General features: G+C 71.8%; 23 protein-coding genes. 17 read left to right on the top strand and 6 right to left on the bottom strand.

Going from position 1 to position 25,957, the window contains the following annotated elements; all coding sequences use genetic code 11:
- Window positions 1-194 precede the first annotated feature (194 nt).
- From ACIHCX_RS19675 to ACIHCX_RS19695, 5 genes are all read left to right on the top strand, one after another.
- Window positions 195-713 (top strand): hypothetical protein, encoded by a 519-nt coding sequence (locus ACIHCX_RS19675; RefSeq protein WP_400031042.1) that lies wholly within the window; start codon window positions 195-197, stop codon window positions 711-713.
- Between the two features lie 93 nt (window positions 714-806).
- Window positions 807-2,579, top strand: coding sequence for a hypothetical protein (locus ACIHCX_RS19680; protein WP_400031044.1), 1,773 nt, complete (start codon window positions 807-809; stop codon window positions 2,577-2,579).
- Entirely contained in the window at window positions 2,576-2,824 is a 249-nt protein-coding gene (locus tag ACIHCX_RS19685; protein ID WP_400031046.1) for a hypothetical protein, read from the top strand. Before ACIHCX_RS19680 ends, ACIHCX_RS19685 begins: the two co-directional genes overlap by 4 nt.
- On the top strand, window positions 2,821-3,411 hold the full coding sequence (locus tag ACIHCX_RS19690) for a hypothetical protein (protein WP_400031048.1): 591 nt from the start codon (window positions 2,821-2,823) through the stop codon (window positions 3,409-3,411). Before ACIHCX_RS19685 ends, ACIHCX_RS19690 begins: the two co-directional genes overlap by 4 nt.
- Before the next feature lie 65 nt (window positions 3,412-3,476).
- On the top strand, window positions 3,477-5,042 hold the full coding sequence (locus ACIHCX_RS19695; protein WP_400031050.1) for an AAA family ATPase: 1,566 nt from the start codon (window positions 3,477-3,479) through the stop codon (window positions 5,040-5,042).
- A gap of 125 nt (window positions 5,043-5,167) precedes the next feature.
- On the opposite strand, the gene ACIHCX_RS19700 is transcribed toward ACIHCX_RS19695, so the two are convergent.
- The 6 genes from ACIHCX_RS19700 to ACIHCX_RS19725 form a co-directional block, all read right to left on the bottom strand.
- Complete coding sequence (locus ACIHCX_RS19700; protein WP_400031052.1) at window positions 5,168-6,184, bottom strand: LacI family DNA-binding transcriptional regulator; 1,017 nt, start codon at window positions 6,182-6,184, stop codon at window positions 5,168-5,170.
- 64 nt (window positions 6,185-6,248) lie between these two features.
- A complete protein-coding gene (locus tag ACIHCX_RS19705; RefSeq protein WP_400031054.1) occupies window positions 6,249-7,271 on the bottom strand; it encodes an ABC transporter permease in 1,023 nt (340 codons plus the stop codon).
- Entirely contained in the window at window positions 7,268-8,236 is a 969-nt protein-coding gene (locus ACIHCX_RS19710; RefSeq protein WP_400031056.1) for an ABC transporter permease, read from the bottom strand. The genes ACIHCX_RS19705 and ACIHCX_RS19710 overlap by 4 nt, the downstream gene beginning before the upstream one ends.
- Window positions 8,233-9,867, bottom strand: a complete 1,635-nt coding sequence (locus ACIHCX_RS19715; RefSeq protein ID WP_400031058.1) for a sugar ABC transporter ATP-binding protein — start codon at window positions 9,865-9,867, stop codon at window positions 8,233-8,235. The genes ACIHCX_RS19710 and ACIHCX_RS19715 overlap by 4 nt, the downstream gene beginning before the upstream one ends.
- Window positions 9,868-9,945: 78 nt before the next feature.
- On the bottom strand, window positions 9,946-11,031 hold the full coding sequence (locus tag ACIHCX_RS19720) for an ABC transporter substrate-binding protein (RefSeq protein WP_400031060.1): 1,086 nt from the start codon (window positions 11,029-11,031) through the stop codon (window positions 9,946-9,948).
- Between the two features lie 175 nt (window positions 11,032-11,206).
- Window positions 11,207-14,515 (bottom strand): LamG-like jellyroll fold domain-containing protein, encoded by a 3,309-nt coding sequence (locus ACIHCX_RS19725; RefSeq protein ID WP_400031062.1) that lies wholly within the window; start codon window positions 14,513-14,515, stop codon window positions 11,207-11,209.
- A 726-nt stretch (window positions 14,516-15,241) separates the two neighbouring features.
- On the opposite strand from ACIHCX_RS19725, the gene ACIHCX_RS19730 reads away from it, so the two are divergent.
- From ACIHCX_RS19730 to ACIHCX_RS19785, 12 genes are all read left to right on the top strand, one after another.
- On the top strand, window positions 15,242-16,201 hold the full coding sequence (locus ACIHCX_RS19730; protein ID WP_400031064.1) for an urea transporter: 960 nt from the start codon (window positions 15,242-15,244) through the stop codon (window positions 16,199-16,201).
- Window positions 16,202-16,205: 4 nt separating this feature from the next.
- A complete protein-coding gene (locus ACIHCX_RS19735) occupies window positions 16,206-16,511 on the top strand; it encodes an urease subunit gamma (protein WP_400031066.1) in 306 nt (101 codons plus the stop codon).
- Between the two features lie 31 nt (window positions 16,512-16,542).
- A complete protein-coding gene (locus ACIHCX_RS19740) occupies window positions 16,543-16,953 on the top strand; it encodes an urease subunit beta (protein WP_400031068.1) in 411 nt (136 codons plus the stop codon).
- A complete protein-coding gene (ureC, locus tag ACIHCX_RS19745) occupies window positions 16,953-18,677 on the top strand; it encodes an urease subunit alpha (RefSeq protein WP_400031070.1) in 1,725 nt (574 codons plus the stop codon). Before ACIHCX_RS19740 ends, ureC begins: the two co-directional genes overlap by 1 nt.
- 96 nt (window positions 18,678-18,773) lie before the next feature.
- Entirely contained in the window at window positions 18,774-19,472 is a 699-nt protein-coding gene (locus ACIHCX_RS19750) for an urease accessory protein UreF (protein WP_400031072.1), read from the top strand.
- A gap of 39 nt (window positions 19,473-19,511) precedes the next feature.
- Window positions 19,512-20,222 carry an urease accessory protein UreG gene (gene ureG, locus ACIHCX_RS19755; protein WP_400031074.1) on the top strand — a complete coding sequence of 237 codons (711 nt, stop codon included), beginning with the start codon at window positions 19,512-19,514 and terminating at the stop codon, window positions 20,220-20,222.
- Window positions 20,219-21,160 carry an urease accessory protein UreD gene (locus tag ACIHCX_RS19760; RefSeq protein WP_400031076.1) on the top strand — a complete coding sequence of 314 codons (942 nt, stop codon included), beginning with the start codon at window positions 20,219-20,221 and terminating at the stop codon, window positions 21,158-21,160. The genes ureG and ACIHCX_RS19760 overlap by 4 nt, the downstream gene beginning before the upstream one ends.
- A 158-nt stretch (window positions 21,161-21,318) precedes the next feature.
- Window positions 21,319-22,605, top strand: coding sequence for a flavin-containing monooxygenase (locus ACIHCX_RS19765; RefSeq protein ID WP_400031078.1), 1,287 nt, complete (start codon window positions 21,319-21,321; stop codon window positions 22,603-22,605).
- Between the two features lie 10 nt (window positions 22,606-22,615).
- Window positions 22,616-23,086 carry a RidA family protein gene (locus ACIHCX_RS19770; RefSeq protein WP_400031080.1) on the top strand — a complete coding sequence of 157 codons (471 nt, stop codon included), beginning with the start codon at window positions 22,616-22,618 and terminating at the stop codon, window positions 23,084-23,086.
- Window positions 23,083-23,757, top strand: a complete 675-nt coding sequence (locus ACIHCX_RS19775; RefSeq protein WP_400031082.1) for a DUF1028 domain-containing protein — start codon at window positions 23,083-23,085, stop codon at window positions 23,755-23,757. Before ACIHCX_RS19770 ends, ACIHCX_RS19775 begins: the two co-directional genes overlap by 4 nt.
- Window positions 23,754-24,902, top strand: coding sequence for a M20 family metallopeptidase (locus tag ACIHCX_RS19780; RefSeq protein ID WP_400031084.1), 1,149 nt, complete (start codon window positions 23,754-23,756; stop codon window positions 24,900-24,902). The genes ACIHCX_RS19775 and ACIHCX_RS19780 overlap by 4 nt, the downstream gene beginning before the upstream one ends.
- Window positions 24,903-25,016: 114 nt before the next feature.
- A complete protein-coding gene (locus tag ACIHCX_RS19785) occupies window positions 25,017-25,940 on the top strand; it encodes a LysR family transcriptional regulator (RefSeq protein ID WP_400031086.1) in 924 nt (307 codons plus the stop codon).
- Window positions 25,941-25,957 lie beyond the last annotated feature (17 nt).

Here is a 25,957-nt window from a genome sequence, read left to right on the forward strand (position 1 = left end):
GGATGCGTGAACTGGGCGGGAACAGGGCGGATTCGGGAGCCCAACGGGTCGTCAGGGTGTCAACAGGCCGCCTGGAGTCGCATGATGAGGACGGAGTGACTAGTCTCACCTCCCGCCGGTCGCGACGCGTGTCGCTCGCGCCGGCGCGAGCGCGAGCGCCATCGTTCGAATCCGGGGGAAAGTCGGGGGATGTCATGAGCCATGTGGAGCGGCCCCGGCGCATCGTGCAGACAGGCGGGGCCGGTACGCCGTCCACGTCGTCCGACACGCTGCGCCGCACGGACCAGGGCCTGACCGCGGGAGCCGCGCCTCGCAGGACCGTCGGGGCGCCGGGCCCCGCCGCACCGCTGCGGCGCGAGCGCCTCGCTCCGCGCCCGCAGGGCCTGCGCGACGCGGTGGGCCGCCTCGACGCGGGCCTGGACGACACCGCCCGCCGGCAGCTCGCCCAGTGGATCGGCGAGGAGTACCGGGCCAGTTACGGCGAGATCCCGCTGGGCTTCTTCGCCCGCTGCTACCTCGGCCCGCCCTACGTCGACCACCAGCTCGACCTCTTCGCCGTCATCGTCCGGCACTTCTCCCCGTCCGAAGCGGTGCCCGACCCGTTCTCGGGCGCCCGGATGCTGGTGCGCTCCGGTGGCTACGCCTTCGTCGAGGTCTACTCCGGCGGGTTGCTCCTGCCGGTCCTCGACGACGGAACCGTCGTCCGCCCCTGACACCGGCACTTTCCGCACCGAGCCGTACGGCCCGGGAGGCGCCGTGCGACCAGTACGTACGTCCCCACAGAACCGTGTGATCGGAGAAACCGAATGTCCGAGGTGGACGTCGCCCTGCACCACAAGGTGCAGCAGGTCAGCAACCTCGTGGTCAGACTCGGCGAGCAGGTGGGCTCCGTGTCGGGCCAGGTCTCCGCCGTGCAGGCCGACCAGCAGCAGACCCGCACCGAACTCCAGCAGCTGCGTGACGAGTTCCTCGCCTTCGTCCAGACCGCGCAGCTCACGGCCAACGTCCAGCGCGCCGAGACGCGGGTCGGAGTGATCCAGGACCAGGTGGACCACGAGTTCGGCCACTACAAGACCGTCCGGCGCACCGCGGTCGGCATGCTCCAGGCCTTCGACCTGGGCCTGGTCTCCGAGGACAACGTCCGTATGGTCGGCGACCAGTTGATGCTCCAGACTCCCCGCTACTGGCTGGCCCCCGCGCTGGTCGCCCTCGCCTCCTGGTCGGCCGACGACCGGTCGCTGTGCGAGCGCGCCGTGGAGGAGGCCTTCCGGCGCTCGCCGGACCGTACGGCGCTGTTCTTCGCGCTCGTGCTGCGCCGCCAGAACCGGCCGGAGGCGGCGGTGCGGTGGCTGCGCCACTATCTGCTCGCGCAGGATCCGGCGGCCCTCGGCCGGGAGTTCGCCGTCATCCTGGAGTCCATCGCCCAGGGCGCGTTCGGGCTCGCCGGACGGGAGTTGCTCAACGGGACGCTGGCCCGCTGGCGCGAACGGCTCATGGACAGCGAGGAGGCCCAGACCAAGCAGATCACGCGCTGGCGGGAGGAGGTCGACTCCCTCGCGCAGCCGTCCGCGGCGGCCGATTTCCCCCGCCTGGTCCAGATCTGTCCGCAGTGGCCGCAGCTCGACGGCGTCCTGAGCCGGGCCCGCGCCCACCAGGCCGTGCTCGACAAGTACCGCGCCATCCTGGACCAGGAGTTCCAGCCTTCGGAGCGGCTGGAGGACGCGGTCGACGACATCCTCGACCGGCTCGTCTCCGAGTACGACGACGAGGAGCTGCCGCTGCGCCGCGACCTCGCCTTCAACCACGCGGTGATCGACCACGGCGGCGACCTGGACGCGGCCCGCCACACGGCCGACGCCGACTCGGCCTCGTACGAGGAGACGCTCGACTACCTGACGGTGCAGACCACCGCCGCGCTCAACCCGGCGGCCATCGGCACCTCGCCCGCGACCCAGCGGCTCTCCGTCGCCGCCTGCCAGGAGTGGTTCCTTCAGGCGCACGCCGGATTCACCCGTGACTACCGCGCCGCCATGCCGCAGGACGTCCAGGCGCACTTCAGCACGGTCTGCACGGTGACCGCCCAGAGCTTCCACCTGCCGCCCTGGGCCGGTTCGTTCAGGCAGCCCCTGCCCGATCTGGAGCGGTCGCTCCACGCCCACTGGGACCAGTACACGCAGCCCTTCATCAACTCGTACGCCTACCCGTGGGCGAAGAAGGCGACGCCGCTCGCGCTCGTCCTCGTCGGCATCCTGGTGCTCGTCGGGGCGGCCAGCATCCTGGTCGCGCTGGTGATCGCCGCGGTCGTCGGCGGTGTCTGGGGCTTCGTCCTGCACAACGGCGCCCAGGCCGCGTCCCGCCTCCAGGAGAACGCCCGCAGGGTCCTGGAGCAGGCCAAGCTGGAGTCCCTGCACCAACTGCGTGCGGCCTCCGCGGAACTCACCGACTGGAACGAGAAGTTCCGCACCGCCGACGGCGTCGAGCCGCACTGCCGGGAGCTGATCAAGTCTCTGATGACGGCGACCCAGGGCGGCTCGCCGTTCGAGGGCCGCACCGTGGCCAAGGAAGGAACCGCGTCATGAGCACCACCCCGGGCCCGTACCCCGCAGTCCCGCCGCCGCCCCGGCGGCCACCCGGGAGCTCGCGGTGGCCCGCGCCCGGCGCGTCGCCGAGTGCGTCCGGCGGCGAGTCACCGTGGGCGGCCACCCGCAGGCCCACCGGGGAGCGCGTGACCAACCGCGTCCGCCAGGTGGTCGAGGGGCTGCCCGACTGGGAGCCGCTCCCGCCCGGCGAGACCGTCGTCCGCAGGCCCGGCGGCACGGTGTGACCGCGTACTGGGGGCACGGCGGCCCGTACGAGACCTGGGTGGAGTTCCTGCGCCGGTGGGCCGCCGAGGAGGCCGTGCATCCGGGGGCGCTGCCGGCGCTGGCCCAGGAGCACTTCCCGGGCGAGACCTGGGAGCGGCTCGTGCTCCACCTCGGCGACGCCCTCGACACCCGCCTGAAGGCCTGGGCCGAGCGGCTCCTCCAAGCGATGCTCGCCGCCCCGGACGAGTTCTCGGCGGGCCGGGCGCTGGCCCAGGCGAGGACCGAGTTGCAGACGGTGCGGGCGCTGGCGGGTCATCCGGGGCTGCCCGAGTCGACGCGTACCTCGACGACCGAGCTGGTCGACGCCCAGATCACCGATCTGCAGGACCAGTTGGAGCGGAACCTGAACCGGCTCGCCGCCCAGGGCTCCGACCCGCGATGGGTCGACCGACGCCGGCGCACCCTCCGCGACAACCCGCTCACCGCCCTGCTCACCGGGCAGCCGGCCGCCTCCGGCGCGAGCGCGCCCACCGGGGCCGTCCCCGTCGCGGACCCGTGGGCCCATGTCCCGGCGGACCGTCCGCGCCGCCGCGTGATCACCGACTGACTCGGCCTGATCGCCCGCCCTCCGCCCGCCCGCAGAACCCGTCCGCCCCGCGACCGAAGGCACGCATGTCGAACTACTCGGAAAGCCTGGCCCACCTCGACAGCTACATCTCCGCCCGGGTGCCGGTGATCGGCATGCGGACCATCGAGCAGCAGCGTGCCCTGCGCCTGCTGCGGGAGGCGGCCGTGCAGCCGCGCCGCAGCAGCATGCCCTTCTGGATCTACACGCGCGCCACCGGCCTGCGCGATCTGCGCACCAACGCACCGGTGCAGGACGACCGGTCGCTGACCGGTGCCATGGACTTCGCGGCCGCACAGTTCAGCAGCCGGCCCAACGCCACGGTCGTCCTCGTCGACCCCGATCACCTGGAGGACGACACCCCCGTCACCCGGCACATCGCCGAACTCGCCCGGCTCGCCGACAACAACATGGGCAGCATCGTCCTGATCACCGACTCGCCCATCTGGAGCGGGTTGCAGCGGCTCGGCATGAGCCTGCACCTGGACCTGCCGGACGCCGGCGAGATGTACGGCACCCTCGTCGGCTTCCTGTCGGACCACCGCGGGCACATCCCCATCGAGTGGGACGAGGACGACGCCCGGCGGGCGGCCGAGTTCCTCAGCGGTGTCACCGAGGCCGAGTGCATCAACCTGATGGCCACCATCGCCGCCAAGGGCTCCATCCTGAAGACCGACGTCCTCGGGCTCGCCCAGTCCAAGGACCGCATCTTCAGCAACCTCACCGGACTGGAACGCGTCCAGCTCAAGGAGGGCGACTACACGGTCGGCGGGCTCACCAGCCTGCGGCAGTGGCTGAAGCGCAAGCACGACATGATGCACGCCGACCTGCGGGACACGGCGCTGCGACCGCCCCGCGGGGTGCTCCTGGTGGGCGTGCCGGGCTGCGGGAAGTCCCTGTCCGCCAAGGCCATCGCCCACGAGTGGCAACTGCCCCTCTACCGGCTCGACATGGCCAGCATCCACGGCAAGTTCCTCGGCGAGTCCGAGGGCCGCTTCCGGGAGGCACTGGCGCAGGCCGACCGGGTGGCGCCCTGCATCCTGTGGATCGACGAGATCGAGAAGGGCCTCGCGGGCCGGGACGACATGTCCGGCGTGCCCCAGCGGATCATCGGTCAGTTCCTGTTCTGGCTCCAGGAGTCACGGTCGAGGGCCTTCGTGGTCGCCACCGCCAACGACATCCGCAGCCTGCCGCCCGAGCTGCTGCGCAAGGGCCGGTTCGACGAGCTGTTCTTCGTCGACCTGCCGGACGGCCAGGACCGCAAGGAGATCATCGAGCTGTACTACCGCCGGTATCTGAAGGCCGCCCCGGAGCCGGAGCAGGTGGACCGTCTAGTCGACCTCTCCGAGGGCTTCGCGGGCTCCGACATCGAGTCCACGCTGCACGACGTGGGCGAGGAGGCGTACCGCAGCGGCGGCACCGACCTGCTCAAGCCGTCCTTCCTGCTCGACGCCTTCGCCAACACGGTGCCCCTGAGCCGCGTCAACCCCGAGCAGATCGAGGAGATCCGAGCCTGGGGCCGGGAACGCGCGGTGCCGGCCGGCCGCACCGCGACGGCCACCGCCCCGGGCGGCGCCACGCCGTCGCGGCGGATCGTCTTCATGGACGAGTGATCTCCGCCCGGTCGCCGGCGCCCACCTGGAGGCCCGGTCCGGTGGTCCGGGGAAGCCCAGGTCGCCGTCGGGGCCGCGCGGAGCGGGTTGCTGCAGGGAGGTCCTCGGGAAGGGGGCGGGCCGGTTCAGCGGTGGCTGCCCAGGGTGGACTCGCGCACCACCAGGTCGTGGCCCGGCCGCAGCCGGCGCGGCTCGGCGTCGGACGTGCCGGTCAGCCGGGAGATGACGCAGCCGACGGCCTGGCGGGCGATGGCCTGCTTGTCGGGGGAGACGGTGGTCAGGGTGATCGCCCCGAAGCGGCCCTCCTCGATGTCGTCGAACCCGACCACCGCGACGTCCTGCGGGATGCGCAGCCCGCGCTCGCCGAGCACCCGCATGGCGCCGATCGCCTGGAGGTCGTTGTAGGCGAACACCGCGTCGGGCCGCACTCCGCGGTCCAGCAGGGTGGCCATGGCCTGGGCACCGTCCGCCCGGCCGTAGCCGTCGGTGGGGGCCACCAGCGAGTCGTCGTGCGGCAGCCCGGACGCGGCCAGTTCCTCCCGCCAGCCCCGGAGGCGCAGGTGGGCGGGCTGGCGGGCGCTCTCCGCCCGCGCGCCGAGAAAGGCGATCCGCTGCCGCCCCATCCCGACCAGATGGCGGACCGCGCTGCGCGCCGCGGCCACGTTGTCGATGGCGATGTGGTCGTAGGGGGCGTCGTACTCCCGTTCGCCGAGCAGCACGAGCGGCGACGTCTCGGTGCGGCCGCGCAGGTCCTGGTTCTCCAGTTCGATGGGGGAGAGGATCAGACCGTCGATCACATGGGTCCGGAAACCCTGGCAGACGAGCATCTCCTTCTCCCGCATGCCGGCGGTGTGGTCGAGCAGCACGGTGTAGTGGTGGCGGGCCGCGGCGTCGATGACCGCGCTGGCCAGTTCGGCGAAGTACGGGTTGCCCAGTTCGGGGACGGCCAGCGCGATGATCCCGGTGCGGCCCTTGCGCAGGTGGCGCGCGGTGAGATTGGGGCGGTAACCGAGCTCGTCGATCGCCTGTTGCACCCGGGCCCGCATGGCGGGGGTGACGTGCGGATAGTCGTTGACGACGTTCGAGACGGTCTTGATGGACACTCCCGCTCGCAGCGCGACGTCTTTGAGGCTGACGCCCACGGCGTTCCCTCCTTGTCGGGCCGAGCGCAGGACTGCGACGGGTCCTGCGGCACGGCGTCTGTCATCAGGTGCGGCGTGCCCGCGCCAGGTACCGCTGGGCCACGACCACCACGATGAGGAAGCCGCCGCTGACCACGGACTGGTAGGACGAATTGAGCGAGCCTATCTGGTTGATCAGGTTCTGGATGACGGCGAGCAGCAGCACCCCCCACAGGGTGCCGCTCACCGAGCCCGCGCCGCCGATGAGCAGGGTGCCGCCGATGACCACCGCGGCGATGGCGTCCAGTTCCATGCCCACGCCGACGATCGTCACGCCGGAGGAGAGCCGGGCGGCGTTCAGCGCGCCGGCGAACCCGGCGAGCAGCCCGCTGAGCATGTAGACGAGTACCCGGGTGCGGGCCACCGGCAGCCCCATCAGGGTCGCGGCGTCCGCGCTGCCGCCCACCGCGAACAGCGACTGGCCGAACGAGGTGCGCTGCAACACCACCCCGCCCGCGGCGAACAGCGCCAGCGCGACGAGCACCGGGTAGCCGAAGCCGCCCACCGTCCCCTGGCCGAGTCCGGCGAAGGCCGAGCCCCGCGGCACCAGGTAGGTGGTGGCGCCCTCGTCGGTGAGGGCGAGCAGCAGGCCGCGGGCCCCCAGCAGGGTGGCCAGGGTGACGATGAAGGGGGCCATGCCGGCCCGTGCGATCAGCAGTCCGTTCAGGGTGCCGATCGCCCCGCAGACGGCCAGCGGCAGCAGCAGCGCGGCCCACAGGCCGTACTGCGAGGCCCAGGCGGCCAGCACGCCGCCGAGCGCGAACACCGACCCGACCGAGAGGTCGATGCCGCCGGTGATGATCACCAGCGTCATGCCCAGGGCGACGACGGCGGTGAAGGACGCCTGCACGGCGACGTTCTGGGCGTTGTCGAGCGTGCCGAAGGACGGGAAGACGAACGAGGAGACCAGGACGACCGCCGCGAGGACGGCGAGGGCGCCGTGCCGTTGCAGGAGCGAGGCGATCCGCTCCCGGCCGGCGGCCGGGGAGGGGGACGCCGCCGTACGGGGCGCGGCCGGCGGATGCCGGGGGGTGGTGAGTGAGTTCATCGGGACCGACGCTCCCGGGCGACGTAGACGGCGACGAGGATGATGACGGCCTGGGCGATCTGCGCGGTGGAGTCCGGCAGGTCGTGCTTGACCAGGGTGGCCCGCAGCAGCTGCATCAGCAGCGCGCCGGTGACGGTGCCCAGCACCCGTACCGAGCCGCCGGACAGCGGCGTGCCGCCGACCACCACCGCGGTGATCGCGGACAGCTCCATGAGGTTGCCGAGCGCGGAGGGGTCGCTGGCGGTCAGCCGGGCGGTGGCCAGCACGCCGGCGAGCGCCGCCAGCACCCCGCACAGGACGTAGACGCCGATCAGGACCCGCTTGACCGGCAGCCCGGCGAGCCCCGCGGCGGACCGGTTGCCGCCCACCGCGACCAGTTGCCGGCCGAACGTGGTGCGGTGCACGAGGCCGGCCACCGCGAGCGCCAGGACGCCCGCGGTCAGCACCACCACGGGGACGCCCAGCACCTCCCCGCTGCCCAGCGCCAGCAGGTCCGGGTTGACGATCTGCTTGAGCTGACCGTCCGCCATCACCAGGGCCAGGCCCCGGCCGCCGACGAACAGGGCCAGGGTGGCCACGATGGGTTGCAGGCCCACCACCGCGACCAGGGTGCCGTTGACCGCGCCCACGACGACCCCGGCCAGCAGCGCCACGAGCAGCGCCGGGATCAGTCCGTAGCCGAGGTAGAGCGGCAGCAGCGCGGCGGCCAGCGCCATTGTGGACCCCACCGACAGGTCCACGCCCTCGGTGCCGATCACCAGCGCCATGCCGAGCGCCACGATGACGACCGGGGCGACCTGCACCAGCTGGGTGCGCAGATTGGCGGCGGTCAGGAAGTGGTCGGTGAACGCGGCGTTGAAGGCGAGCAGCACCAGCACCGCCGTGTAGACGCCGTACTTCTGGAACCAGGCGGGCGCGGCGAGCCGGACCCTGGTCCGTCCCAGGGCCGGCGACAGCTGGGTCATTCCTGCTCCTCGTCCGTGTGCGGCACCGTGTCCGGCGCTGTGCGCGGCGCCCGGGCGGCGGGCTCGGGGGTGTGTGCGGCCAGCGCGTCCAGCAGGTCGGCCTCGCTGACCAGGTCGCCGGCCAGCTCGCCCGCCACCGCGCCGCCGCGCAGCACCACCAGCCGGTCCGCGCCCTCCACCAGTTCCTCGACGTCGGAGGAGATCAGCAGCACCGCCAGCCCCTCCTGCGCCAGTTCGTCGATGAGGGCCTGCACCTCGGCCTTGGCGCCGACGTCGATCCCGCGGGTGGGCTCGTCCAGCAGCAGCACTTTCGGCTCCAGGCAGAGCCAGCGGGCCAGCAGCACCTTCTGCTGGTTGCCGCCGGAGAGCTCCTCGACCTTCTGCTCGGGTCCTGCCGCCTTGATCCGCAGCCGCTTCATGAAGATCTCGACGACGCGGTCCTGCCGCCTGCGGGAGACGACACCGGCCCGGGACAGCCGGGGCATGGCGGCCAGGACGATGTTCTCCCGCACCGACAGACCGGGCACGATGCCCTCGGCCTTGCGGTCCTCGGAGAGCAGGCTGACACCGGCCCGGATCGCCGCGGCGGGGGAGAGGCGGCGCAGTGGCCTGCCCGCCACCGAGACCGTGCCGGAGTCCAGCGGCAGCGCACCGACCAGGGCCTTGGCGGTCTCGGTGCGCCCGGAACCCAGCAGGCCGCCCAGGCCGAGCACCTCCCCGGGACGCAACTCCAGGGACACCTCGTCGAGCAGGTGACGGCGGCTCAGCTTCTCGGCGGTGAGCACCGGTTCACGGGCGGCGTCATGCTCCGCGCCGAAGCCGGTGACGCCGTGCCGGCGGACCTCGGCGACCTCCCGGCCGAGCATCAGCGAGACCAACCGCATCCGGTCCACGTCCGCGAGGTCGCCGGTGTGCACCAGACGCCCGTCGCGAAGGACGGTGACCCGGTCGCAGATGCGGTACAGCTCGTCCATCCGGTGGCTGACGTAGAGGACGGCGATGTCCCGGCTGTGCAGGTCCTCGATGACCCGGAAGAGTGTCTCCACCTCGCGCGGCTCCAGCGCGGAGGTCGGCTCGTCCATCACCACCACACTGGCCCGCACCGAGACCGCGCGGGCCAGGGCCACCATCTGCTGGGTGCCCACGCCCAGGGTGTTCAGGGGGCGGCGCACATCCGCCGTGACGCCGAAGCCGGCCAGCAGTTCGGCCGCCTCCCGGTGCATCCGGGGGAAGTCGATCAGGCGCAGGCGGTTCTTGGGCTCGCGGCCCAGGAAGATGTTCCGCGCCACGCTCATCATCGGGACGAGGTTGACCTCTTGGTAGATGGTCGACACACCGGCCTGCTGCGCCTCGTGCGGCCGGGCGAAGGACACCGGCCGTCCACCCAGGCGCAGCTCCCCGGTGTCGGGGCGGTGCACGCCGGTGAGCACCTTGATCAGGGTGGACTTGCCGGCGCCGTTCTCGCCGACCAGGGCGTGGATCTCACCGCGGCGCAGCGTCAGGGAGACGTCGTCGAGCGCCACCACTCCGGCGAAGCGCTTGCCGACGCCGACGGCCTCCAGCACCGCCGGCGGCGCGGCGCCGTCCGCGTCCGGGTGCGGTGCGGCGACTGCCGCTTCGGGTGGTGCCATGGGGTCAGGCCTTCCGTCGGTCGATCAGCGGGGAGCGGGCCGCCCGGTCCGGGGCGGCCCGGGCGGCCCGAGGGCGTCTCAGTAGGCTCCGGACAGGGAGTCCTTGGCGTTGGACGCGTCGTAGGCGCGGTCGGAGATGATCACGTTCTCCGGGATGGACTCACCGGCGAAGAACTTCTGCGCGGTGGAGAACGCCAGCGGTCCGAACCGCGGGTTGGACTCGATCACCCCGTTGTACTGGCCGTCGGCCAGGGCCTGCACGGCGTTGCGGGTGCCGTCCACAGAGATGATCTTGACGTCCTTGCCCGGCTTCTTGCCGGCCCCCTTGAGGGCGGTGACCGCGCCCAGTCCCATCTCGTCGTTCTCCGCGTACACGGCGGTGATGTCCGGCTTGGACTGGATCAGCTGCTCCATCACCTGCTGGCCCTTGTCCCGGGCGAACTCGCCGGTCTGCTGCGCCACGATCTCCAGGCCCGGGGCCTTCGCCTTGACCTGGTCGACGAAGCCCTTGGTGCGGTCGGTGGTGACGTTGTTCCCGGACGAGCCCAGCAGGATCGCGACCTTCCCCTTGCCGCCGGTCGCCTCGATCATCGCGTCCGCCGCCCGCCTGCCCTGCTCGACGAAGTCCGAGCCGAGGAAGGCCACATAGTCCTTGCAGGCGGTGGCGTTGAGCTTGCGGTCGACGGTGATCACGGGCACATGCTTGGCCGCGGCGGCCTGCAACGCCGGCTCCAGGCCGTCGGAGTTCAGCGGCGCCACGATGAGCAGCTGCGCGCCCTGGGCCAGCATGTCCTTGATGTCGCTGATCTGCTTGGACAGTTGGGACTGGGCGTTGGTGGTGAGCAGCTTCTTGACGCCCAGCCTGGCGGCCTCGTCCTTGATGGACCGGGTCTCGGCGATCCGGAACGGGTTGGCCTCCTTCTCGGACTGCGAGAAGCCGACGACCGCGTTCTTCAGGTCGATCCTGGTGGCGCCGTAGGCATCCAGGGTGCAGCCCGATCCCGAGGAGTCGGCGGACGGCGACTGCACCACCTGGGCGCCCTGGCTGGTGTCGGAGGAGGCCGCGCCGGTGCCCTCCTCCTTGGAGCAGCCCGCGGCGGTGAGGGTCGCGGCGGCGGCGAGGCAGACGGCGGCCACGAGACGGGATCGGCGAGGGGTGGTCATGGTCGGTGCACTCCTTGCGTGGTGGGGCGACTGCTCTGGCACGGCGAGGGCCGGCGACGTCGGCGAGGTCGGCGACGTCGACCGGCCGCCGAAGGGCCGCAGGGTGGGAATGCGGCGTGGTGCGTGGGGGAGGGGCGGGAGGCTCCCGGGGTGGACCGGGAGCCTCCCGCCGTCGTCACCGCTTGGCGGGTGCGGTGGGTTCGTGCGCTGCCAGCGAGGCCACCTCGGCCCCGCTCAGGGCGCGGTCGTAGGCGTGCACGTCGGCGATCGCGCCGGTCCAGTGGTCGACCGGGCCGCCGTTGTACTTGCCGCGGCCGATCACCAGGTTCCCGGAGGGCACCTCCCCGTTGCAGGCGCGGGTCGAGCCCGCCTCGGTGCCGTCCACATAGATCCGCAGCGCCTCGTCCCGGTGGCTGTAACTGCCGACCAGGTGGTACCACTTGCCGGCCTGCGGCTCACCGATGCTGTCCGCCAGCGCCCGGGCGCCGGAGAAGCTGAACGCGAACCGCTTGTCGGCCTGCGCGTACTGGAGGTAGAAGACGCTGCTGCTGTCCCCGTCGACGGACACCGCGGTGCTGAAGTGCCCCTTGTCGTCGAGGCGGACCCAGGCGGCCACCGAGTAGTCGCCCTTCTCGGTGTCCAGGACGGGCGCGCCGGCGTCGACGTAACCGGTTGTGCCGTCCAGTTGCACCGCGCCGCCGTTCGGCCCGGAGGTCCAGGTCGCGCCGCCCTTGAGGGTGCCGTCGTGTCCGCCGGCGACGTCCGTGGCGACCGTGCCGGACTGCTGGTGCAGCGGCCACCAGGACACTCCGGTCAGTCCCGGGGTGCCCGGCGGGGCGTTCACCCCGCCCGCGGCCGAGCCCGCCGCGATGACCTGCTGGTTGATCTCCCGCACCGGGCCCGGCAGCACCTTGACCACCTTGCGGTCGTAGGTGAGCAGGCCGTTGAGCTCGCCCTCCACGTCCGTGACCTGGGTGTAGACGGAGCCGGAGAGCCCGCAGGAGGCGCGCTGGATCAGCTTCCTGGTGTTCTCCACATAGGCCTTGGTCAGCTCCTCGGTGCTGGTGGCGGCGTCACCGTAGTCCTGACCGCCGGCGGTCCCCAGGATGTGGCCGGGAACGACATACGAGTAGCCGCCGTGCTCCCCGTCGACGGACGCCCGGGTCGCGTCCGGGGCGGGGTTCGCCGGGCCGTGGTAGTCGTGGAAGTCGATGATGTCACCGCGACCCGAATCACCCTTGGAGGCACAGCAGTTGACGCCGGAGTGGGCATCCACCAGACGGGACGGGTCCTGCTTCTTGACCGCGTCCGCGAGCTCACCGGTGGCGGCCTTGCTCCACTCGCCCCAACCCTCGTTCATCATCGTCCACATGACGATCGACGGGCTGCTGATGTGCTGGTCGACGATGGTGTGCACCTGGTCGATGAAGGTCTGCGTCTCCGGTGTGTCCGCCGCCGCCGTCATACGGCTCGGCATGTCCTGCCACACCATCAGACCGAGCCGGTCGGCCCAGTAGTACCAGCGGGCGGGCTCCACCTTGATGTGCTTGCGCACCGCGTTGAAGCCGAGCTGCTTGTGCTCCACCAGGTCGTACTTCAGGGCCTCGTCGGTCGGCGCGGTGTACAGGCCGTCCGGCCAGAACCCCTGGTCCAGGGTGGCCATCACGAAGGTGGGCTTCCCGTTGAGCAGGATCTTGTTGACGCCGCCGACCGGGGCGACCTCGATCGACCGCATGCCGAAGTAGGAGCCGACCTGGTCCTTTCCGGCACGCCCGCCGTCCAGGGTCACCTTGAGGTCGTAGAGGTACGGGTCGTCCGGGCTCCACAGGTGCGGCTTGCTGATCGGGAGGCGCAGCGCGGTACCGGCCCGTCCGGTGACCGAGCCCACGGCCTTGTTGCCGGCGTAGGCGGTGGCGGTGACCTTCGCCGACGATGCGGTCCCGGCGGTGGGGCGCACGGTGACGGAGAGCGAGTTGTCCGCCAGGTCCGGGGTGAGCAAGAGGGAGTCGACGCTCGCCTCGGGCACCGGCTCCATCCACACGGTCTGCCAGATGCCGGAGGTCGGCGTGTACCAGATGCCGCTCGGGTCGGTGGACTGCTTGCCGAGCGCGTACCGGTCGTCCGTGGTGTCCTTGACCTTCACCAGCAGGGTCTGCGTACCGCGCTGGGTGAGCGCGTCGGTGACGTCGGCGCCGAACTCCTCGTAGCCGCCGGTGTGGTGGGCGACCTGCCTGCCGTTGACATAGACCCAGGCCTCGTAGTCCACCGCGCCGAAGTTCAGCCGCAGCCGGTTGCCCGAACCCACCTTCCAGCCGTTCGGCACGGTGAAGGTGCGCTGGTACAGCGACCAGTCGTGGTGCTTGGCGACGCCGGACAGGGCCGACTCCATCGGATACGGCACCAGGATCTGCCCGGAGAGCTTCCCGGTGGGCAGCGCGGCGTCCTGCGCGGTGGCCTCGAACTGCCAGGTGCCGTTGAGGTTCTGCCAGTCCTTGCGGGTCAGCTGCGGCCTCGGGTACTCGGGCAGCGCGTTCTTGGCGGAGACGTCCTTGGCCCACTTGGTGGCGAAGTACCAGGTGGAGTTGTTCTGCGCCACCACGGAGAAGGGACCGAGCTCGGCGCCGCCGGCGGTGGTGATGCCGCCCTTCCCGTCGTAGCTGATCCGCACGTCGGCGTTGAGGGAGACGGGGGTGTCGTCCTTGCCGGCGGTGACCAGGAGCCGGGAGGCGTTCTTGGGATCCCTGGCCACCGCGGGAGACCAGAGCGTGCCCCCGGAGAGCACCGCGAGGTGCTTGGCCGCGTCCGCCGGGACGGCCTTCACGGTGGAGGGCAGCTCGATCGTGGCGGTCCGGCCGGTCGCGGCGACGGCGCCCTGGGCGTCGGCGGGGGCGAAGCCGGACGGCAGGTGCAGCGCCGAGTCGGGGACCGGCTGGCGGGCGAAGCCCGGACCCGACCACTCGGTGTGCAGATAGGCACCGCCGTTGCCCTGGTTGTAGTCGACGGCCAGGTCGTGCAGACCGGCCTTCAGAGTGATCGGCTCGGAGGTGGTCTGGACGTCCCAGTCGGTGGTCCAGTGGTCGATCACACCGGCCCCGTCGAGGGACATCCGGAAACCGTTGTCGCCCTTGATGTAGAAGGTGTAGACGCCGTCCGCGGGCACCTCGAGCCGGCCCGTCCAGCGCACCGCGACGTTGTCCGTGGTCCCGGCGTAGGCGCGCAGCGTGGGCAGCAGGTCGTCGACGTGGAGGGAGCTGTCGATCCGGGTGCCGGTGTACGACGCGAAGTCCAGCGCCGTGCCGCTGGACATCCGGTAGTAGTCACCCCGCAGGCCGAGGTCGGCGGCCTCGGCGGAGGGACGGGGCGCCGCGGCCGGGGCGGCGCTCACCTGGGCCGGCACCAGCAACGCGGCTCCCAGCAGCAGCGGCAGCAGCGCGACGAGTCGGCCGAGGCCGAGGAAGGGTATTCGGAGTCTGCCTGGGCTCATGCTCACCCTTTCCGTAACGGAAGTTGTCCACGCCTGAACCTGGGTGCGCCGAACGGAAGCGTTCTTGTATAACGTTGGAAAAGTCGGCGCGGCAGCATGAAAGCAGGGCCCCACGGCCCTGTCCAGACCCCTGACCCCGACCGACGTGAACGGAACCGGTCTCGCCTGGCAGTCCTCAAGTCGGAGACGGAGCACGGGAATTCAGGGTCTGGACACGGCAGCCCGCGCGTGCTGTCATTCCTGTCGGCGGCAGGCTCTTCAACGTTATAAGGGTGGTAGGGCGCGCCGGGTGTCGTGTACGCGCCGCGCCGGTGTCGTGCCCGAGTGGGACGGCTGGGAGGAACAGCGGTGGCCGCCCCCGTGGGCGAGGCCCCGGCCCCTGAGGTGACACCCCTGCGGTGGCACCCGTGAGAGGGCAACGGCGCCACCAGGATGCCCGCCCGACCGCTCTCGTCACCCGGGACGGCCGGTTTGTTCTTCGCCTGGATCGTTCCAAGAGATGCCCAACAACTCTCTCGCTCGCGGTCAAGGCGCGATGCCCGCGGCCGATGGCACACCCTCCCTACCAGTGGTTATTCCTCTGCGTGCCCGAGTGGTCACCAGCGGTTCAGGGTTTCGGTGACAGGCCCCGGGCGTAGTGTCAACGAAGTGTTGAAGGGTGCCATCTCCCCCCTGTCGACGGGGCGTTGGTGAATCCGACGTGTTCCTTACACAGGGAGAAAACGCATGCCCACAGGGGGACAGGCGGTGCTGCGGCCCGCGAGCTGGAGACCGGTCGCCGTCGGGCGGGTGCAGTTGCGCGGCATCGCGCAGGTCGCGCTCAGCGCGAGCCCGTGGACAGGGCTGCTGTTCGTCGCCGCGCTGTTCGCCGACAGCTGGTGGATCGGCGTGTTCGGTCTGCTCGGCACGGCGGCGTCCACGGGGACGGCGGCGGTCCTGGGCGCCGACCGGGACAGCCGGCTGCGCCCGGGGCTCGAGGGCTACTGCGGCTGCCTCACCGGCATCGCCCTCCTCCTCCGGTTCGGCGCTTCGTGGCGGACCGCGCTGCTCACCGTGCTCGCCGCGGCGGTCTGCTCGGTGCTGGGAGCGGCGTCCGTCCGCCTCCTGGGCCGCGTCGGGCTGCCCATGCTGACGGCTCCGTACTGTCTGGTCACCGGTGTCCTGGTGACCGCACTGCCCACGGCCTCGGCCGCGGCGGCGTCACCGGCCCCGGTCGCCGGGATCACCGGCCTGTCGGCCGCGGACATCGGCAACGCCTTCTGCGACAACATCGGTCAGGTCTTCTTCCTCGACAAGTGGTACGCGGGCCTGATCCTGCTGGCCGGACTGCTGGTCACCTCCTGGCGGGCGGCCCTCGCCGCCGCCTGCGGCAGCGCCGTCGCGATCCTGACCGCGTATGTCATGGGCCTGCCAGCCGACCACATCGGCGCGGGGCTCTACGGCTACAACGCGGTGCTCGTCGCCATCGCCCTGGGGACGACCTTCCTGACCCTCACTCCCTGGAGCGCCGGCTACGCCGTGCTCGCCGCGGTGGCCTCGGTTCCCTTCACGACCGCCTGGACGGCCTTTGTCCAGCCGTCCGGCGGATCACCTTTCACCTGGCCGTTCGTCGTGACGACCTGGCTCTTCCTGGCGGCCGTTCCCGTGTTGGACCGGCCCGGCATCTCGTTGGAGAAAGCGAAGTGACGCCATGAACCTCGCACCGCGCGAAATCGACAAACTGCACGTCTACGTGGTGGCGGACCTGGCCCGGCGCCGCAGGGCCCGAGGGACCAAGCTCAACTACAGCGAAGCCGCCGCGCTGATCACCGAGGCCGTACTCGAAGCCGCCCGCGACGGCCGCACCGTCGCCGAGTGCATGGAGCTGGGCCGCAAGGTCGTCTCCGTCGACGACGTCATGCCCGGGGTGCGCGAGATGCTCACCGTCCTCCAGGTCGAGACGGCCTTCGTGGACGGGACGAAGCTGGTCACCTGCCACGACCCGATCAGCGCCTGAACCACCGCCTGAACCACCGAGGAGATCAACGATGTCGGGTGGAGCCCACTACCTCTACGGGGACGACCCCGTGGAGATCAACTCCGGCAGGGCCAAGGTCCGCCTCACCGTCGCCAACACCGGCGACCGCGCCGTCCAGATCGGCTCGCACTACCACTTCTTCGAGGTCAACCGCGCGCTGCGGTTCGACCGCGAGGCCGCGTACGGCATGCATCTGGACATCCCGTCCGGCACCGCCGTCCGCTTCGAGCCCGGCGACACCCGCGAGGTCGAGCTGTGCGCCTTCGGCGGCACCCGGCGGCTCGTCGGCTTCGCCGGTCTCGTCAACGGCGGCCTGAACGCCGCCGACACCCGGCAGGCCGCGCTGCGCCGCGCCGAGCGACGGGGATTCGCCACCGCGGGCGGCAGCGCCCCGACCGAGAACGAGGGAGCCGACAACTGATGGCGATCATCCCGCGCAAGCAGTACACCGACCTGTTCGGACCCACCGTGGGCGACCGGTTCCACCTCGCCGACACCAACCTGGTGGTCGAGGTCGAGCACGACCACAACGCCGGCTCCTACGGGGACGAGGCCGTCTACGGCGGCGGCAAGGCCATCCGCGACGGCATGGCCCAGGACCCCGCCGCGCTGAACCGCGAGGGCGCCCTGGACCTGGTGATCACCAACGTCGTGGTCCTCGACCCGGTCGTGGGCGTCGTCAAGGGCGACATCGGGGTACGCGACGGCCTGATCGTCGGCATCGGCAAGGCCGGCAACCCCCGCCTGCAGAACGGCGTGGACCCCAAGCTGGTCATCGGGCCCGGCACCGAGGTGATCTCCGGCGAGCACCTGATCGCCACCGCGGGCGGCATCGACACCCACATCCACTTCATCGCGCCGCAGCAGGCCCAGGAGGGCCTGTCCAACGGCATCACCACCTTCTTCGGCGGCGGCACCGGTCCGACCGACGGCAGCAACGGCACCACCTGCACCCCCGGACCGTGGAACATCCACCGGATGCTGGAGGCCGCTGAGGACCTGCCGGTCAACGTCGGCCTGCTCGGCAAGGGGAACGGCAGCCTGCCCGAGGCGCTGCGCGAACAGGTCGAAGCGGGCGTGGCCGGCCTCAAGGTGCACGAGGACTGGGGCGCCACCCCCGCCTCCATCGACAACGCGCTGAGCGTGGCCGACGAGCACGACGTGCAGCTCGCCGTCCACACCGACACCCTCAACGAGGGCGGCTTCTTCGAGGACACCCTGTCCGCGATCGACGGCCGGACCATCCACACCTTCCACACCGAGGGCGCGGGCGGCGGTCACGCACCCGACATCATGCGGGTCTCCGGCGAGCCCAACGTCCTGCCGGCCTCCACCAACCCCACCCTGCCCTACACCGTCAACTCGGTGGACGAGCTGCTGGACATGGTGATGGTCTGCCACCACCTGTCCCGCAACATCCCCGAGGACGTGTCCTTCGCCGACAGCCGGGTGCGCGCCGAGACCATCGCGGCCGAGACGGTGCTGCACGACCTCGGCGTGATCAGCATCTTCTCCTCCGACTCCCAGGCCATGGGCCGGGTCGGCGAGTCCTTCGCCCGCGCCTTCCAGACCGCGCACCACTGCAAGGAACTGCGCGGTACGCTCGCCGAGGACAGCTCCCGCAACGACAACGCGCGCGTCCTGCGGTACCTGGCGAAGCTCACCATCAACCCGGCGATCGCGGTGGGCGCCGCCGACGTGATCGGCTCGCTGGAGCCCGGAAAGCTCGCCGACATCGTGCTCTGGCCGATCAACTCGTTCGCCGCCAAGCCCAAGATGGTCATCAAGGGCGGCATGGTGAACTGGGCGCTGATGGGCGACCCCAACGCCTCCCTGCCGACCCCGCAGCCGGTCTACTACCGGCCGATGTTCGGCACCCACGGCCGCGCCAGGCAGCGCACCTCGGTCACCTTCATGTCCCAGGCGTCCATCGCCGCCGGCGTCCCCGGCGAGCTGGACCTGCGGCGCCGGATCGAGCCGGTGCAGCGCTGCCGGACGGTCGGCAAGCAGCACATGGTCCGCAACGACGCGCTGCCGCGCATCGAGGTGGACCCCGAGACCTACAAGGTCACCGTGGACGGCGAGCCCGCCACGATCGAGCCGGCCGAACGCCTTCCGCTCAACCAGCTCTTCTACATCGTCTGACACCCCGGACGGTCCGCTGAGCGCCGCACGCGCTCCGCGGGCCGTCCCACGGCCGGCCCGCGGCGGACGGCCGTCCGGCAGGAACGGAGACCCGGCGTGAACGACCCGATGCCGATCCAGGCGCTGCTGACCGGGCTCCAGCTCACGGACTCGGCCTTCCCCAGCGGCTACTACACCCTCTCCCACGGGCTCGAGGGCTTCCAGCAGGCCCGTGAGGTCACCCCGCGCAGCCTGCCCGCCCTCCTCCACGACCTGCTCCGGCACAGCACGGGGCCGGCCGACGCGACCGCCCTCGCCCTCACCCACCGCGCGGTCGACGCGGACGACTGGGACCAGGTGGTGGCCGTGGAGCGGCGGTTGTACGCCACCAAACTGGGCCGCGAGGCCCGGCAGGCCGCCGTCCGCACCGGACGGCAACTGCTCGACCTGGCCGACGAGGTCTACGGCACGCCGCCGATCGCGCACTACCGGACCCTGTACCGCGAGGGCACGGTGCGCGGCTGCCAGCCGGTCGTCGCCGGCGTCGTCCACGCGGCGAACGGCCTGACCACGCGGCAGGCCGTCACCTGTGAGCTGTTCGCCTTCGCGGCCAGCCTCGTGGGAGCCGCCCTGCGACTGCGGCTCACCGACCACCGCCGGGCCCAGGTCGTCCTGCACGGTGCCGCCCGGGTGATCGAGGAGACCGTCGAGGCGGCCCTGCACCGCGAGTTGGCCGATCTGGGCGGATGCGTGCCCGTCGCGGACGTCATGGCCGGACGCCATGAGCGCGCTGAGGCCCGGCTGTTCGCGAGCTGACCACCACCCCGAAACACACCACCGAGGACAAGGATCACCATGCACGACCCCACACAGGTGCGAGGCTCCCATCACCACCACGACCACGACGATTTCGTGCGGCGCCCCGCGGACGGCGTGCTCCGCGTCGGCATCGCCGGGCCGGTCGGCTCCGGCAAGACGGCGCTGATCGAGGCGCTCGTCCCGGTGCTCATCGGGCGCGGCCGGACCCCCGCGGTGATCACCAACGACATCTACACCTCCGAGGACGCCGCCCATGTACGGCGCACCCTGGACGGGGTCCTCGACGCGGACCGCATCGTCGGCGTCGAGACCGGAGCCTGCCCGCACACGGCGGTCCGGGACGACCCGACGATGAACCAGGCCGCCGCCGACGAGATCCTGGAGCGCTTCCCGGACGTGGACACGCTGCTCTTCGAGAGCGGCGGCGACAACCTGACCCTCACCTTCAGCCCGGCACTCGTCGACCTCTTCCTGTTCGTGCTGGACACAGCCGAGGGCGACAAGATGCCGCGCAAGCGGGGCCCCGGTATCACCGAGTGCGAGCTGCTCGTCATCAACAAGATCGACATCGCCCAGTACGTCCGGTGCGACCTGGCCGTGATGGAGTCCGACGCTCGTCAGGTCCGGCAGGGCCGGCCGGTGGTGCTCACCAACTCCCTGACCGGAGAGGGCCTGGACACCATCGCCGACTTCCTCCTGTCGCACGAAGCGGCGGGGCGGACCGACCAGGAGCCGGCCTCCGCATGACCAAGGCGCCCGCGCGGCTGGAACCCGCACACTACGAACCCCGGCGGACACCGGCCCGGATGCTCGACCTCACCGGCACTCCGGACACCCTGGCCGCCGGGCGCCCCGGCAAGGTCGGCCTGCTCGAACTGCGCTACGCGCGGGTCGGCGACCGCACCGAACTCGTGGACCGCTACCAGAAGTCACCCCTGCAGATTATGCGCCCGCTGTACGTGGACCCACTGCGGCCGGACCTGCCGGTGACCTATCTGATGTCCACCGGCGGCGGCATCGTCCAGGCCGACCGCAACCGCATCGACATCGACTGCGGCCCCGGCACCGCGGTGCACCTGACGACGCAGGCCGCCACCAAACTGCACAAGATGGAGTTCGACCACGCCACCCAGGTCGTCAACCTCACCGTGGGAGCGGACAGTTACGTCGAGTACCTGCCCGACCCGCTGATCCCGTACCGGGACGCCCGCTTCTACCAGCACACCAGCGTGAGCCTCGACCCCACGGCCACGGTGCTGCTGGGCGAGACCATCGCCGCCGGCCGTCTGGCCCGGGGCGAACGGCACGCCTACCGCATGCTCTTCAGCGACCTGGAGATCACGCGGGGGGACGGCGAGTTGGTGGCCGTGGACACCGTCCGTCTGGATCCGGGCGAGCCCGGCTCGGTGACCGGCCCGGCGGTCTTCGCCGACCACGACCTGATGGCCACGCTCTACGCCGTCTCCCCGCTCGCCCCCGCGGCACGGATCGCCGACACCCTGCACGAGGCGCTGCGGACCACCGGCCTGGCCTTCGGCGTGAGCGTGCTGCCCGACGACTGCGGAGCGTGGGTGCGGATCCTCGGCAGCCACTCGCCCGCGGTGGCCCGCGCCCTGCGGACGGCCTGGGACGCCGTGCGCCGCCTGCTCATCGGTGTCCCCGCCCCCGACCTCCGGAAGACCTGACGGTTCTCTCCCCCCTCCCCGCGTGCATCCAGAAATCAGATCCCCTAAAGCGAAAACATCTGTTCGACAGTTGTCGGGCGGCGCCCGAGGATGTCTCGTGCGGTAGCACGGTCGATGCGGCACCGGGATGGGACTACCGCCTGAGGGGAGGCAAGGGAATGCCGAGTGAAGAGACCGACGTGGTCGTCGTCGGGGCAGGCCAGGCCGGCGTGGCGATGAGCGAGCACCTGGGCGCCCACGGCGTACCGCACATCGTCCTGGAGCGGCACCGTGTCGCCGAGCGGTGGCGCTCGGAGCGGTGGGACTCCCTGGTGGCGAACGGGCCCGCGTGGCACGACCGGTTCCCGGGGCTGGAGTTCTCCGGCGTCGACCCCGACGGCTTCGCCTCCAAGGAGCAGGTCGCCGACTACCTCGCCACGTACGCCGAGAAGATCGATGCCCCGATCCGCTGCGGTGTCGAGGTGACCTCGGTGCGCAGGCACACCGGCCGGCCGGGCTTCCGGGTCGAGACGTCGCAGGGCCCGATCGACGCGCGCTTCGTCGTGGCGGCGACCGGACCGTTCCAGCGGCCCGTGATCCCGCCCGTCGTCCCGGACGGCGCCGTCCCCGTGCAGATCCACTCCAGCGGGTACCGCAACCCGGAGCAGCTGCCCGAGGGCGCGGTCCTCGTGGTCGGGGCCGGCTCCTCGGGGGTGCAGATCGCCGACGAGCTGCGCCGCTCCGGTCGCCGGGTCCTCCTGTCCGTAGGGCCGCACGACCGTCCGCCCCGCTCGTACCGCGGACGGGACTTCTGCTGGTGGCTCGGCGTGCTCGGGATCTGGGACGCGCAGACGCCCCCGCGAGGCGCCGAGCACGTCACCATCGCGGTCAGCGGCGCCCGCGGCGGCCACACCGTGGACTTCCGCGCCCTGGCCGGCACGGGCATCGAACTCGTCGGCCTGACCGTGTCCCACGACGACGGCGTCCTGCGCTTCGCGCCGGACCTCGCCGCGAACATCGCGCTCGGTGACGCCAAGTACCTCGACTTCCTCCGGGCGGCCGACGAGTACGTCGAACGCAACGGGCTCGACCTCCCCGAGGAGCCGCAGGCCCACGTCCTCGGCCCGGACCCGGACTGCGTGACCGGCCCCCGCCTGGAACTCGACCTGGCCGAGGCCGGCGTCACCTCCATCGTCTGGGCGACGGGCTTCGCCACCGACTACGGCTGGCTCGAGGTCGACGCGTTCGACGAGAAGGGCCGGCCGGACCACCGACGCGGGATCTCCGCCGAGCCCGGCGTCTACTTCCTGGGCCTGCCCTGGCTGTCCCGCCGCGGATCGAGCTTCATCTGGGGTGTGTGGCACGACGCCCGGTACATCGCCGACCACATCACGACCCAGCGGGGCTACCTCGCGTACGGCACCACCGACCGGACCGGCGCCGCGCCGGCGACCCACGACAACTGAGGAGCAGACGATGACCTCCACGAGTGAGGGCCGCCGCGCGCAGGCCCCGATCGTCGCCGGCGGGCACACCCGGATCCGTCCGTTCAACACCCGCGACACCTATCCCGAGCAGAACCTCGACAACGACCTCTGCCAGGCGGTGGTCGCCGGCAACACCGTGTACGTGCGCGGCCAGATCGGTCAGGACCTCGATACCAGCGAGTCCGTGGGCATCGGCGACGCCGCCGCCCAGGCCGAGCAGGCGATGGCCAACATCGCGATGCTGCTGGAGGAGTCGGGCAGCCGCATCGAGCACCTGGTCAAGCTGACGGTCTATCTGGTCGACCCGCGCTACCGCGAGGCCGTGTACCGCACCGTGGGCCGCTGGACCAAGGGCGTGCACCCCATCTCCACCGGCCTGGTGGTCTCCGCGCTGGCCCGCCCCGAGTGGCTCTGCGAGATCGACGCGATCGCGGTGATCCCCGAGGAGACGACGGCGTGACCTTCTCCCTGCTGGTCCGCGACGGCGGACGGTTCGGCATCGCGGTCAGCTCGTCGAGCCCGGCGGTCGCCGCCCGCGTCGCCCACCTGCGGCCCGGCGTCGGCGCGGCGGCCTCGCAGAACATCACCGATCCCACGCTCGGCCCGAGCCTGCTGGAACGGCTCGCCGAGCACGGCGACGCGGAGCGCGCCCTGACCGAGGTCACCGGTGCCGAGCGCACCGCGAAGACCATCGACTACCGGCAGCTGACCGTGCTGGGCCGCTCGGGCCCCGGCTTCGTGCACAGCGGACCGCGCACACTGGGCACGTACGCGTCGGCCACCGCGGACGGCGCGGTCGCCGCGGGCAACATGCTGGCCGGGCGGCACGTCCCGGGCGTCCTGCTCGACGCCTACCTCGCGGCCGAGGGCGAACTGGAGGAGCGGCTGCTCGCCGCCCTGCGGGCCGCCGTCGCCGCCGGCGGCGAGGAGGGGCCGGTGCACTCCGCGGGCCTCGCGGTCGTCGCCGACGTGGACTGGCGGGTGACCGACCTGCGGGTGGACTGGGCCGAGGATCCCGTGGACCGGCTCGGCGAGCTCCTCGACGTCTGGCTGCCGCAGCGCGACGACTACGTGCGGCGCGGACTCGACCCCGCCTCCGCTCCCTCCTACGGCGTGCCGGGCGACCGGTGAGGGGCGCCCTGAAGGAAGCCGCCCGCACGGCGGTGGACCGTCACGCCGAGCAACTCGTCGGTCTGTCCGAGCGGTTGCACGCCGACCCGGAGACAGCCTGGGAGGAACACCGGGCCGCGGCCGCCGTACCGGAACTGCTGGACCGCGCCGGGTTCGACGTCACCTCGTCCTACCTGGGCCTGGAGACGGCGTTCCACGCCCGGTTCGGCAGCGGGCCCGTCCGGATCGCGCTGTGCGCCGAGTACGACGCGCTGCCGGGACTCGGCCACGCGTGCGGGCACAACCTCATCGCGGCGAGCTCGGTGGGCGCCGCGCTCGGCCTGGCCGCCGTCGCCGACGACGCCGGCCTCACCGTCGAGGTCTACGGCACCCCGGCCGAGGAAGGCGGCGGCGGAAAGATCGAGATGCTCGACCGGGGCGCCTTCGCCGGAGTGGACCTCGCGATGATGGTGCATCCGGCGCCGGTCGACGTCGCCGAGGCCCGCCCGTTCGCGGTCAGCCACTCCCGGATCTCCTACACCGGCAAGTCCGCGCACGCCGCGGCCTATCCGGAGGCCGGGGTCAACGCGGCCGACGCCTTCACCGTCGCCCAGGTCGCGATCGGACTGCTGCGCCAGCAGCTGCCGGCCTCGGCCCGGGTGCACGGTGTGGTGACCCACGCCGGGGACGCGCCGAACGCCATCCCGGAGCGGTCGAGTGGCCGGTGGTACGTGCGGGCGGAGACGCTCGCCGAACTGGCCGAGCTGGAGCCACGGGTCGTACGGGCCTTCGAGGCCGGAGCCCTCGCGACCGGCTGCGAACTGGAGATCGAGCCGGAGAGCAAGCCGTACGCGGAGTTCCGCACGGACGAGACCGCCCTCGGGCACTATCGCGCCAACGCCCTCGCCCTGGGCCGGGAGTTCGCGCCGCCCGGCCAGGCCGCGCGGATGAACCGCGCCTCCACCGACATGGGCAACGTCTCGCAGGTGGTCCCGGCCATCCACCCCTACATCGGCATCGGATCCCTGCCCGCCACCAACCACCAGCACGAGTTCGCCGCGTACTGCGTGGGCGCGGAGGCGCGGCGGGCCCTGCTCGACGGGGCGGTCGCGCTGGCCTGGACCGGCGTGGACCGCGGCGTGCCGGCCGGGGGAACGGCGCCGTGACGGGACCGGCCGCCGCCGTGGGCCGCGCCGACCGGCGCACCCGACCGGGCGCGGCCGCATAGAGAGGCCCTAAGGTCGGCACCGATACGGAACACCAGGGGCAAGGGTCCACGTATGACGTCACCAGTGGGTTTCACGCTCGTTCAGCTCCGCTACTTCCTCGTCGCCGCCGAACGCGGTTCGATGACGGAGGCGTCGGCGGAGCTGCACATCGCGCAGTCCGCCGTGTCCTCGGCCATCCACAACCTGGAGCGGGATCTCCAGGCGCAGCTGTTCATCCGCCGGCGCGGCCGGGGGCTGACCCTCACACCCGCCGGTGAGAGGCTCCAGCAGCAGGCGCGGGATCTGCTGGCCCGCGCCCGCGAGGTCGAACAGGAGGCCAGGGGAGAGGGCGAGACGCTCTCCGGGCCGGTGGCAGTCGGCTGTTTCGTGACCCTGGCCCCCTACTATCTGCCGCACCTGTTCAGCGAGTGCACCCGGCGCTTTCCGGACATAGAGATCGACGTGGTGGAGGCGGAGACGGACCAGCTCGTCCACGCCCTGGCGGCGGGACGCGTCGACTTCGCCCTCACCTACCACCTGGGTCTGTCGGCCGAGCCGGACCTGCACAGCGAGACGATCGCCCGCGCCCCGGCCTATGTCATCGTCCCGGCCGACCACCCGCTGGCCGGTCAGGGCAGTGTGGAGCTGGCCGAACTGTCCGCGGAACCGCTCGTCCTGCTGGACCTTCCGCACAGCCGCGACTACTTCCGCGCGCTGGTGGCCGCCGCCGGCACCGCGCCCGACGTCCGCTACCGCACCCAGAGCTACGAGACCGTGCGCTCCCTGGTGGCCCGGGGGCTCGGCTACTCCGTACTCAACCAGCGCCCGGCGACCAGCCAGACGTACGGCGGCGGCGAGATCGCGGAACTCGAGTTGCGGGACGCCTCCCCGCTGGAAGTCAGGATCGCCTCCGTGAAGGGCATGGCCCAGACCGCCCGCGCCCGCGCTGTGATGGACCTGCTGCGGGAGATCGCCGCCCGGTCCACCGAGGCCTGAGCCGGCGGCCACCCACC

The organism is Streptomyces sp. NPDC052043 (assembly GCF_044548235.1).
Classification (GTDB): Bacteria; Actinomycetota; Actinomycetes; order Streptomycetales; family Streptomycetaceae; genus Streptomyces.